Origin of the sequence: Corynebacterium sp. (assembly GCF_012837295.1) — a bacterium.
In the GTDB taxonomy this organism is placed as follows: domain Bacteria; phylum Actinomycetota; class Actinomycetes; order Mycobacteriales; family Mycobacteriaceae; genus Corynebacterium.
The window spans coordinates 1-11,318 of sequence record NZ_DURI01000255.1; the positions used below are offsets into that span (position 1 = coordinate 1).

Genomic DNA, 11,318 nt, shown 5'->3' on the forward strand with positions numbered 1-11,318 from the left:
ACCACCACCGCCGCCGACGGCCCCACCGCCGCCACCCCGATGACGCACCCCGCGGACTCGATCCGCGCCTCGTCCGACCCGATGGAGATCATCGACCTGGGCACCGTCGATTACGTGGACACGTGGCAAGAGCAGGCCGACGCCGCCGCGGCCCGCGCCGCCGGCACCACGGGCGACCAGCTGTGGGCGCTCGAGCACCCGAGCACGTACACGGCCGGCAAGCGCACGCAGCCGGAGGATCGCCCCGACAACGGACTGCCGGTCGTCGACGTCGACCGCGGCGGCCGCATCACGTGGCATGGGCCGGGGCAGCTGGTGTGCTATCCGATCGTGAAGTTGGCGGAGCCGATGGACGTCGTCGATTACGTGCGGCGCATCGAGGAGGCAGTCATCCACGTGGTCCGGGGCATGGGGCTTGACGACGCCGGCCGCGTCGAGGGCCGCTCGGGCGTGTGGCTGCCGGCGGGGGTCGTCGGCGGGGAGCTGAAGCCGTCGCGGAAGGTCGCGGCGATCGGCATCCGCGTGACGCACGGGGTGACCATGCACGGCGTGGCGCTCAACTGCAACAACACGTTGGACTACTACGGGCACATCGTTCCGTGCGGCATCGCGGACGCCGGGGTGACCACGTTGAGCGCCGAACTCGGCCGCGACGTCACGGTCGCCGACCTGCGGGAACCTTTGACTTCGGCTATCGCCGCCGCTCTGGACGGCGACCTTCGCGTCGAAAAGCACGATCTGTAGGGTGATTGGCATGTCTACCGCACCTGAAGGTCGTCGTTTGCTGCGCATCGAGGCGAAAAACGCCGAGACGCCCATCGAGCACAAGCCGTCCTGGATCCGCACCACCGCGAAGACGGGTCCGGAGTACAAGGCGATGAAGAAGCGCGTGTCGGGCGCGTCGCTGCACACCGTGTGCCAGGAGGCGAATTGCCCGAACCTGTACGAGTGCTGGGAGGACCGGGAGGCGACGTTCCTCATCGGCGGCGACCAGTGCACGCGGCGCTGCGATTTCTGCAACATCGCGACGGGCAAGCCGGAGGCGCTGGATCGCGATGAGCCGCGCCGCGTGGCGGAGTCGGTCCGCGAGATGGGGCTGCGCTACGCGACGGTGACGGGCGTGGCGCGCGACGATCTGCCGGATGGCGCGTCGTGGCTGTACGCCGAGACGTGCCGCCAGATCCGCGAGCTGAACCCGGGCACGGGCGTGGAGCTGCTGGTCGATGATTTCCGCGGCGACGGCGAGGCGGCGGAGGCCGTGTTCGAGGCCCGTCCGGACGTGTTCGCGCACAACATCGAGACGGTGCCGCGCATCTTCAAGAAGATCCGCCCGGCGTTCCGCTACGACCGCAGCCTGGAGATGATCTCCCGCGCCCGCGCCGCCGGCCTGGTGACCAAGTCGAACCTGATCCTGGGCATGGGCGAGGACCGGGACGAGATTCTGGGCGCGATGCAGGATCTGCACGATGCGGGCTGCGACATCCTGACCATCACGCAGTACCTGCGGCCGTCGGCGATGCACCACCCGATCGACCGGTGGGTGAAGCCGGAGGAATTCGTCGAGCTGTCGGAGGCCGCGTACGACATGGGCTTCGCCGGCGTCATGGCCGGTCCGCTGGTGCGTTCGTCGTACCGTGCCGGCCGCCTGTTCGCGCGTGCGCTGGCCGCCCGCGGCGAGCAGCTGCCCGAGCACCTGTCCGCGCTGGCGGAGGACGTCTCCACCAACCAGGAGGCTTCGTCCCTGCTGGAGCGCTACGGCTCGTCGAAGGACGCCGAGGTCTCCCCGGCGCGGTAGTTTGCGTCGCATTTTGCTTTGCGACGACCCCCGGCCCGGCTCGCCACGTGCGTGCCGGGCCGTTTCGTCCCCGGAATCGTGCATGCCCTAGAGTTGTGGCCATGGCGAACAAGGACGAGCTGAAGGCGTCGAAGAAGGCCGAGCGGGCGGCCAAGCGCGGTAAGCGCAAGGAGACCCGCGGCCAGCTGTGGCAGGCCTTCAAGATGCAGAAGGCCCGCGACAAGAAGCTGATCCCGTACATGCTGCTGGGGCTGCTGGCCCCGGTGCTGGTGCTGCTGCTGATCGGCCTGTTGATCGGCGGCATGTGGGCGTGGTTCCTGCCGCTGCTCGGCCTGTCCATCGGTTTCGCGCTGGCGATGTGGATTTTCACCAAGCGCCTGGAGTCGTCGTTCTACTCCGAGGCCGAGGGCCAGATGGGCGCCGCGGGCTGGGCGCTGGAGAACATGCGTTCCGGCGTGGGCACGGTGTGGCACGTGAAGACGGCCGCGCAGGCCAATCAGCAGCTCGATGCGGTGCACCGCGTCATCGGCAACCCGGGCGTGGTCCTGGTCGGCGAGGGCGACGAGAATCGCGTGAAGGCCATGATGGCCCGCGAGAAGAAGACGCTCGCGCGCTTCCTCGGCGATACGCCGATCTACGAGATGATGTCGGGCTCCGGCGAGGGTCAGGTGCCGGTGAAGAAGCTGCAGCGCGAGATGCTGCGGTTCCCGCGCAACTACAACAAGGACGAGGCCAACAAGCTAGCCTCCCGTGTGGAGTCGATGGAGAAGATCCGCGACGCCCGCGCCGCGCTGCCGAAGGGCCCGCTGCCCAAGGGCGCCCGCCAGCAGTCGATGAACCGCCGCGCGCGCCGCATGCAACAGCGCCAGGAGAAGCGGGGCTAGGTTTTCCCGCCTTTCCGGTTCCGGCACCGCCGCGCCCCCGAACGGGGTGGCGGCGGTGTGGCCGTTTCGGGCAAACTCACGTTTTCCCTGGTGAGGGGCTCGGGCGACGTGGATCACTCAACGGGTGTTAAGTCTTAGGATGTGCCACGATGGGGCTCGTGCAAATACTCGTTGAAAACCAGCTGTTGGCCTTGCTCGTCATCATGGGCATCGGTCTGGCCGTGGGGCAGATCCGCATCTTCGGCTTCAAGCTCGGCATCGCCGCCGTACTGTTCGTCGGCCTGGGCCTGGCCACCTTCGAACCCGGGATCCAGATCCCGCCGTTGATCTACATCGTCGGCCTCGCCCTGTTCGTGTACACCATCGGCCTGGAATCGGGGCCGGAGTTCTTCGCGTCGCTGAAATCGACGGGTATCCGCCACAATCTGTTCGGCTTGGCCATTCTGGCAGTGGTGGCAGTCGAGGCGTTCTTGCTGATCACGCTGTTCCCCATCGACAACGTCGAGGGCGCGGGCACGTTCACCGGCGCGCTGACCAATACCCCGGCCTTGGCCGCGGTCGTCGACGCGCTGCCCAGCGTGATCTCGGACGACGCCGAGTTGCAGAGCAAGCTGGAGATGCCGGTCATCGGCTACTCGCTGGCCTACCCCATCGGCGTGCTGGCGGTGATCGCCTCGATCGGCATCATGGCGAAGGTGTTCCGCGTCGATCATGACCGCGAGGCCCTCGAAGCCGGCGTGGCGGCGCTGCCGCTGCACACGCGCCGCGTGGAGGTCACCAAGGCCGATCTGCCGTCGGTGACGGACATGCCCGCCGCATTCGGCCTGGACATCATCATTTCCCGCATCGAGCACAAGGGCCACCTGTACGTGCCGGCCGAAGGCGACACCATCGACGTCGGCGACGTCGTGTCGGTGGTCGGCACCGAGGAGATCATCGGCCACGCCGCCGAGCGCATCGGCGAGCTGCTGCCGGGCGACCCGACCAGCGACGGCCGCCTGGAGTACCGCCGCATCTTCGTGTCCTCCGGCGACGTCTGCGGCGTCCCGCTGGAGCACCTGCACACCAAGATGAACGGCATGGTCATCACCCGCATCCGCCGCGGTGACCTGGACATGGTGGCGTCCCCCGCCATGAAGTTGGAGCTGGGCGACCGCGTGCGCGTCGTGGCCACCCCGGACCGCATCGGCGAGGCCACGAAGTTCTTCGGCGACTCGTACAAGAAGCTTTCCGACGTCAACCTGCTGCCGATGATCCTCGGCCTGCTCCTGGGCGTCGCCGTGGGCATGATCCCGATCCCGATCCCGGGCGGTGTGACGCTGAAGCTGGGTTCCGCGGGCGGCCCCCTCGTGGTGGCGCTGGTCTTGGGCGCCCTGGGCCGCACGGGTCCGCTGGTCTGGCCGATCCCCTACTCGGCGAACCTGGCCTTCCGTCAGGTGGGTCTGGCGCTGTTCCTGGCGGGCATCGGCACCACCGCCGGCGCGGGATTCAAGGAGGCCCTTGCCGACCCGTCCTCGCTGACCGTGTTGGGCCTGGCGGCGGCGATCGCGCTGAGCTCGGCGCTGCTGACGCTCATCGTGGGCCACAAGATGCTGAAGATCCCCTTCGGCCAGACCGCGGGCATCCTGGCGGGCCTGCAGACGCACCCCGCGGTGCTGACGTACGTCAACGACCAGGCCAAAAACGAGCTTCCCGCGATGGGCTATACGACGGTGTATCCGATGGCGATGATCGTGAAGATCATCCTGGCGCAGATCCTCGTCGTCGCGCTGGTGTAGACCGCGGTCCTCGTCGGCGGGGCCGCTTCCGCTCACCCGAGTCGACTGCGGCACCGCGCCCGCACGGGCCGCCGGATCCCCCAAAAGGGCCCGTTGCGGCGCGAAGTGAGCGAAGCCACGGGACGATTTACACATGTGTACATAGTGAAACCGCCGCCGCCCCCGATGAGGGGCGGCGGCGGATTTCGTTTTCGGCGGCGACGCAGGGCGGCACGGGGTCGGCGGTGCCGGTGCGTCCGGTGCGTCCGGCGCGAGGCCGGCCGAAGCCGATCCGGCCGCGCCAATCGTGCCGCGCCGATCCGGCGGGACCTAACCGCGGATGACGGCGGTGCCGGTGGCGCGGTCGTGCATGCCGCGCAGGTCGGAGTCCTGGACGGCCGGCGGCAGGAGCAGCAGCGTCAGGAAGGAGCGGAGGAACGCGCGCCACAGGCCCACCTTCGCCCCGGGCACGTCGACGCGGGCGACGCCCATGCGCAGCATCGCCTGGCCCGGCGTGCGGCCGAACAGCCACACGGACACGGTGCCGACGACGAGGAAGATGAGGAAAGTCCAGGTCGCGGTGAACGACTGCCACGCGATGAACGGGTCGCCGAACTGCTCCGCCTGCTCCTGGCTGGGCCCGGCGAAGGGGTACACGGCGGCGGTGAGGAACATGCTGACCATCCAGTCGAGCATGATGCCGCCGACGCGCCGCAGCAGCGACGCCTGCGATCCCTCCCCCGCCTGCGCGAGCCCCAGATTCTGCCCGGGGTAGGAGGAAAGGTTGTCGGGGTCGTCGAACTGCCCGGGGACCTGGGGTCCTTCGAGCCAATTGCTCTTGTCGGCCATGGGGCAACAGTGTAGCGGGCGGGAGCTTTGCGACGAACGTCGGCCGACCCGTCGTCAAGCGGAAAAACCCGGGGCACCGCGACACCCCTCCCCGCATAGACGCCCCGCCGCGGAACCCGCGTGTGGCGCGCGTTACGCCTGAGGGGCGTAAACGGGCGGGGCGATTTTCGTTAAGGTGGATTACGACATTCGCCACGTTAGGAGTCGCACATGAACTTCACCTCCCCCGCCGAGGTCGTCAAGTACATCGAGGAGGAGGGCATCGAGTTCGTCGACGTCCGCTTCACCGACGTTCCCGGTACCGAACAGCACTTCACCATCCCGGCCTCGGCCTTCGACGAGGATGCCGCTGCCGAGGGCCTGGCGTTCGACGGGTCGTCCATCCGCGGCTTCACCACGATCGACGAATCCGACATGACGCTGCTGCCGGATCTGAAGACCGCGCGCATCGACCCGTTCCGCAAGGCCAAGACGCTGAACATCAAGTTCTTCGTCCACGACCCCTTCACCCTCGAGCCGTTCTCCCGCGACCCCCGCAACATCGCCCGCAAGGCCGAGGAGTACCTGCAGTCCACCGGCATCGCCGACACCTGCTTCTTCGGCGCCGAGGCCGAGTTCTACATCTTCGACTCCGTGAAGTTCCGCACCGACGCCCACGCCGGCTACTACGAGGTCGACTCCGTCGAGGGCTGGTGGAACCGCGGCAAGGACGAGAACCCGGATGGCTCCCCGAACCTGGGTTACAAGACCCGCATGAAGGGCGGCTACTTCCCCGTCGCCCCGTACGACCACTACCAGGACCTGCGCGACGAGATGTGCATGCACCTGGCGGAGGCCGGCTTCGAGCTGGAGCGCCAGCACCACGAGGTCGGCACCGGCGGCCAGCAGGAGATCAACTACAAGTTCAACTCCATGCTGCATGCGGCGGATGACCTGCAGAGCTTCAAGTACATCATCAAGAACGTCGCGTGGCGCAACAACAAGTCGGTGACCTTCATGCCGAAGCCGCTGGCCGACGACAACGGCTCGGGCATGCACGCCCACATGTCGCTGTGGAAGGACGGCGAGCCGCTGTTCTACGACGAGTCCGGCTACGGCGGGCTGTCGGACATGGCGCGCTACTTCATCGGCGGCATCCTGGAGCACGCCGGCGCGGTGCTGGCGTTCACCAACCCGACGCTGAACTCCTACCACCGCCTGGTCAAGGGCTTCGAGGCGCCGATCAACCTGGTGTACTCGCAGCGCAACCGCTCCGCCGCGGTCCGCATCCCGATCACCGGCTCGAACCCGAAGGCCAAGCGCGTCGAGTTCCGCGCGCCGGACCCGTCGGGCAACCCGTACCTGGGCTTCGCGGCGATGATGATGGCCGGCCTGGACGGCATCAAGAACCGCATCGAGCCGCATGCGCCGGTGGACAAGGACCTCTACGAGCTGCCCCCGGAGGAGGCCGCGGACATCCCGCAGGCCCCCACTTCGCTCGAGGCGTCGCTGGCCGCGCTGCGCGAGGACCACGAGTTCCTGCTCGAGGGCGACGTGTTCACCGAGGACCTGATCCAGACGTACATCGATTACAAGTACACCACCGAGATCGAGCCCGTCCGCCTGCGCCCGACGCCGCAGGAGTTCGAGATGTACTACGACTGCTAGTCCGCGGTCGCGGTCAGGGGCCCGCTGCGGCTTGCCGCGCGGTTCCCTCCCGCCCTCCCCTCGCTTCACGACGAACACCGCCCGCTCCCCGTCACGGGGCGCGGGCGGTGTTCGCTTTATGTCAACTGACGGTTGACGCCATTGTCAACTTCTGGTTGACTGGTCGTCGTGGACACGTTCAAGGACATTCACGAAGCGCGGCGAGCGATCGCCGCAGCCGAGGATCAACTGATCAGCGCAGTGACACGAGCCCACGACGAAGGAAAAAGCTGGGCTCAGATCGGCGCCGAACTCGGCATGACCCGACAGGCAGCATTCAAGCGGTTCGGGAAAGTCACCGATCCGCGGACAGGAGTTCCCATGAGCCCGCGCCCCATCGACCCGCTCCCGCAGTTGGCCGAGAAATTCATCGGTCACGTCAGCCGCAACGAAGAGGAAGCCGGCACCGGCATGCTCTCCCACTCGATCCGGAAGGATCTGCCGTGGTCGTCGATCATGGACGTGTGGTCGTCGATGCTGGCCGATACCGGCGCCCTGCACGGCACGGGCGCCGTGGAAATGACCCACCCGAAGGGCCGCAAATCGGACGTCAACCCCCTGGGCTTGCTGGCGGGCAAGGTGCTGGGCACGGTCATCGCGGTCGTCCCCCTGCACCACGAAGCCGGTGAGTGGGTGGCCCGGATCGCGTTCGACAAGCACGATGCGATCATCGGCGTCCTCTTCCTGCACCCGGATGACCAGAACCCGCAGTTCTGACGGCTTCCGGCGATTGCCTGACGACGCACGATCGCGCCCCGATTCGGCCTCCACGCCGGGCGGGGCGCATTTCGTCGGGAAGCGATCCGCGTTCGGATCTATGCTCGATTGCAGAGCCGACATTCGCTGGAGTGATTTCCGTTGAAGACCATGCAGCGCCTCACCGAGGCGTACCGGGGTGCCCGGATCGAGACGATCGACGATGAGTCGCGCTACGTCATCATGAGCGATTGCCATCGCGGGGACGGGTCGAAGTCGGACGAATTCCTGAAGAACAAGAATTCATACACCGCGGCCCTCGACCATTACTGGCGCGAGGGCTTCACCTACGTCGAGGCCGGCGACGGCGACGAGTTGTGGGAGTACGACTACAAGCACATCATCCGCGCGAATCGTGCGGTGTGGCAGCGCCATCTCGATTTTCACCGGGCCGGAAGACTGATTCGGATGTGGGGAAACCACGACGTCATGCTCCAGGAGCCCGGCTTCGTCCGCGAACACCTCTGGAGCACGGAGCATCCCGGCACGGGCGAGGTCCGGCCGTTTTTCGAGGGGATCGAGCCGGTTGAGGCGGTCGTGTTCCGCCGGGACGGCACGGGCCAGGAGATCCTGCTCGTCCACGGCCAGCAGGGTGATCTCCCGAATGATCAGGCGTGGCGCTTCAACCGCCTGATGGTGCGGCTTTTCTGGAAGTACATGCACAGGCTCGGATTCCACAGCCCGACGAGCCCCGTCGCAAACTCGTACAAGCGGCACAAGGTGGAGCGCAATTACGTCAAGTGGATCCGCAAGAATCGCACTGCGCTGGTCTGCGGCCACACGCACTGGGAGAAGTTCCCGGGGGCTGGCGACATGCCGTATTTCAATGCCGGCAGTTGCGTTTACCCGTCGCACATCACCGCACTGGAGATCGTCGGCCCCACCATCGCGTTGGTCCGGTGGCGCGTCGATCCGAACGAGGACGGGATCCTGCAGGTGACGCGCCGCGTCATTTCGGGACCGGAGCCGCTCGAGACCTTCGACATCCGGAGCTGACCCCGGGCCCGGTCGCCGTCGGCCGTCCTTTTCCGGCCCACTTGCGTCCCGGTGCGCCCACATGAGGGCGCCCCCCGGTTCCGTTATGTCACGGCTTGGCGACGACCCGCCGTTTCCGTGGAACTTCGTTTCCCGGTGGAGGATAATGGCGTTCATGAGCGCGAAGAACACCGCGGGCGGAATCGGCGCCCGGGCGAAGGACCATGCCGATCGCGGCGCGAACAAAGCGGACAACAGTCGGGCGCTGCAGATGCTCGCCCGCGTCGGGTACGTGGTCCTCGGCGTCCTCCACCTGATCATCGGCTGGTTCGCCATCCGCATCGCCACCGGCGACGGCGGCGGCGAGGAAGCCTCGAACTCGGGCGCGCTGGCCGAGATCGCCGACAAGCCGGGCGGCCAGGCCCTCCTGTGGTTCGCCGTCGCCGGCCTCGTCGGCCTGGTGATCTGGCGGTTGGTCGGCATTTTCGTGGAAGACGAGGCAAAGGACAAGGCGAAGAGCTTCGTGCTCGCCGTGGTCTACTCCTCGCTGGCCTTCACCACCGCGACGTTCGCCCGCGGCGCCTCGACTTCCGACGGCGACACGGCCACGGACGTCACCGCCAAGGTGATGGAGCAGCCGTTGGGCGTGGCCCTGGTCATCGCTGCCGGGTTGGTCGTGCTCGGGGTCGGCCTCTACTCCATCTGGAAGGGCGCGACGAAGGACTTCAAGGACGATCTCGAGGCCGGCGCCGAATCCGGCCACGTCGGGTCGGCCATCGTCACCGCGGGCGTCGTCGGCTACATCGCCCGCGGCATCGCGTTCGGCATTCTGGGCGTGCTCATCGCCATGGCGGCGTGGACCAACGATCCGGAGAAGGCCGCCGGCCTCGATTCGGCGCTGCGCACGCTGGGCGAGCAGCCCGCGGGCACCGTGATGCTCTTCGTCGTGGGCGTGGGCGTCGCCCTCTACGGCCTCTACTCCATCGCCCGCGCCCGGTACGTCCAGCGCTGACGGCCACGGAGCCTCACCTCTCGACGCGGTCCCGGTGCATGCCCTTCCTCGCGCCGACGCAGCAGCCATTGGCCAATGCGACTTGGGGGGGGAGGTAGCTGATAGGCAGCCCCCTCTTCCATTACCCACCTCCGTTTAGAAAAAGCTATGTTGGTTTGGATGCTGAACCGGCAAGCATGTTTTCGATCCATGGAGCCGGCCCCGCACCCCCACACCGGAGGCCCGGAGCTTCCCGGTCGCGCTTGGGGAGGTCGGTCAGTTGCGTTCGACAACTGCACCAAATGACTGCACCTCATCCATTCTGAGCCGTGTGGGAATGTAACCGTTCCTTCCCCTTCGCCTTCCAGATGTGGAGAAATGATGCAAGCCACCCCAGTCGTCTGCCCCAAGTGCAACGAATCGGTGCCGTTGCCGCCCAAGGAAGGTTCCTGCTACTGCGTCTATTGCGGAACCCACATCCTCATCGGCGACAACGACAACACCTACACCTACAAGTCGGTTGACGAGACCCGCATCAAGGAAGCCGAGATTCTCGAGCGGATGCAGATGCGGCATCACGAGCGGGAAGGGCGCCTCCTCAAAGCCAAGGTCGTGATATCGCTGATTCTCGGCGCGCTCGCAATCTTTGCGAGAGTCATGGCCATGATCGCCGATGCATTGGGATCCTGGTTGATTGGAAACGACATGGAGGACTTGAGCGGACTACTGTTCATGGCCATCGTGCTTCTTTGGATCGCCGATATCGTGCGGCAACTTACCGACCGGATTTGGCGGGGGCCGACGAATCAGCTGTCCACCAACTCAACGCCCTTTACGAACACGCAACAGTGGTCGGGCTGGCGGCCGTCGCGGTAGTGCGACGCGGCCGAACCGGGTGCGCGTGGGCGTCGTCAAGCAAGCTGACCCAGCCCGGTCTCGCGCAGCGTGATGTTGATCCGACCCGCCGCCAGCCCGCATCCCGCGGGCGCCGTGCCCGGATGGATGGCCGTGACCCCGTGATACGCCAGGCGCGAGGGTCCGCCGAAGACGAAGACGTCGCCGGATTCGAGCACCACGTTCCGGTACGGACGATTGCGGTTGTCGGGGTTGCCGAAGCGGAACGTGCACGCGTCGCCGATGGACAGGCTCACCACGGGCGCGCGGCTGACCTCGTCGCGGTCCTGGTGCATGCCCATCCGCGCGTCGGCGTCGTACCAGTTCGCCAGCGCGGCATCCGGGGTATAGCTCCGCACGGATCCGGGGCCATTGCTTGACGACGGCCCCGCGCCCCCGCCGTCTGCCGCAGTCCCGCGAAGCAGCGTGGAGCCCGCCGCGGTCTCCTCCACCGTCGCCGCCGCCTCGACGGCCGCGCGGCCCAGACGCACCATCCACTCCGGGAACGGCAGGACGGGGTTGCCGTTGACGTCGATCGCGGTGCGCGTGTACTCGTACGGCCGCCAATGCCAGCCCAGGCACACGGTGCGCACGCTCATCGGTTTGCCGTGGATGGCGGCGGCGCGGGCGGGCACGGGGCCGGCGGCCCACTCGCGGAAACGATCGGCCAGCCACGCCTGCTGCCGCAGATCCAGGAACCCCGGCAGCCACACCGCGCCCGGCGCGATGAC

General features: G+C 67.2%; 11 protein-coding genes. 9 read left to right on the plus strand and 2 right to left on the minus strand.

Annotated elements, in window-relative coordinates; translation table 11 throughout:
* Positions 1 to 39 precede the first annotated feature (39 nt).
* The 4 genes from lipB to GX015_RS08445 all read left to right on the plus strand — a co-directional run bounded on the left by lipB (position 40) and on the right by GX015_RS08445 (position 4,457).
* The gene (gene lipB, locus GX015_RS08430) at positions 40 to 744 is read left to right on the plus strand and encodes a lipoyl(octanoyl) transferase LipB (RefSeq protein WP_291344337.1); all 705 of its coding nucleotides are present in this window, start codon (positions 40 to 42) and stop codon (positions 742 to 744) included.
* A gap of 10 nt (positions 745 to 754) precedes the next feature.
* Positions 755 to 1,795, plus strand: coding sequence for a lipoyl synthase (gene lipA, locus GX015_RS08435; protein ID WP_291344318.1), 1,041 nt, complete (start codon positions 755 to 757; stop codon positions 1,793 to 1,795).
* A 101-nt stretch (positions 1,796 to 1,896) separates the two neighbouring features.
* Positions 1,897 to 2,679, plus strand: a complete 783-nt coding sequence (locus GX015_RS08440; RefSeq protein WP_291344320.1) for a DUF4191 domain-containing protein — start codon at positions 1,897 to 1,899, stop codon at positions 2,677 to 2,679.
* A 158-nt stretch (positions 2,680 to 2,837) separates the two neighbouring features.
* A complete protein-coding gene (locus GX015_RS08445; protein WP_291344322.1) occupies positions 2,838 to 4,457 on the plus strand; it encodes an aspartate:alanine exchanger family transporter in 1,620 nt (539 codons plus the stop codon).
* A gap of 309 nt (positions 4,458 to 4,766) precedes the next feature.
* Here GX015_RS08445 and GX015_RS08450 read toward each other — a convergent pair whose 3' ends face one another.
* Positions 4,767 to 5,285, minus strand: a complete 519-nt coding sequence (locus GX015_RS08450; RefSeq protein ID WP_291344324.1) for an RDD family protein — start codon at positions 5,283 to 5,285, stop codon at positions 4,767 to 4,769.
* A gap of 210 nt (positions 5,286 to 5,495) precedes the next feature.
* Between GX015_RS08450 and glnA the strand changes: the two genes are divergently transcribed.
* From glnA to GX015_RS08475, 5 genes are all read left to right on the plus strand, one after another.
* Positions 5,496 to 6,932 carry a type I glutamate--ammonia ligase gene (gene glnA / locus GX015_RS08455; RefSeq protein ID WP_291344326.1) on the plus strand — a complete coding sequence of 479 codons (1,437 nt, stop codon included), beginning with the start codon at positions 5,496 to 5,498 and terminating at the stop codon, positions 6,930 to 6,932.
* 168 nt (positions 6,933 to 7,100) lie between these two features.
* Positions 7,101 to 7,688 (plus strand): hypothetical protein, encoded by a 588-nt coding sequence (locus GX015_RS08460; protein ID WP_291344329.1) that lies wholly within the window; start codon positions 7,101 to 7,103, stop codon positions 7,686 to 7,688.
* 141 nt (positions 7,689 to 7,829) lie between these two features.
* On the plus strand, positions 7,830 to 8,723 hold the full coding sequence (locus GX015_RS08465; RefSeq protein ID WP_291344331.1) for a hypothetical protein: 894 nt from the start codon (positions 7,830 to 7,832) through the stop codon (positions 8,721 to 8,723).
* 154 nt (positions 8,724 to 8,877) lie between these two features.
* The gene (locus GX015_RS08470; RefSeq protein ID WP_291344333.1) at positions 8,878 to 9,714 is read left to right on the plus strand and encodes a DUF1206 domain-containing protein; all 837 of its coding nucleotides are present in this window, start codon (positions 8,878 to 8,880) and stop codon (positions 9,712 to 9,714) included.
* A gap of 357 nt (positions 9,715 to 10,071) precedes the next feature.
* A complete protein-coding gene (locus GX015_RS08475; RefSeq protein ID WP_291344335.1) occupies positions 10,072 to 10,569 on the plus strand; it encodes a hypothetical protein in 498 nt (165 codons plus the stop codon).
* A 35-nt stretch (positions 10,570 to 10,604) separates the two neighbouring features.
* On the opposite strand, the gene GX015_RS08480 is transcribed toward GX015_RS08475, so the two are convergent.
* Positions 10,605 to 11,315: an alpha-ketoglutarate-dependent dioxygenase AlkB gene (locus GX015_RS08480; RefSeq protein WP_291344339.1), complete on the minus strand. Its 711-nt coding sequence runs from the start codon at positions 11,313 to 11,315 to the stop codon at positions 10,605 to 10,607.
* Positions 11,316 to 11,318: the final 3 nt, after the last annotated feature.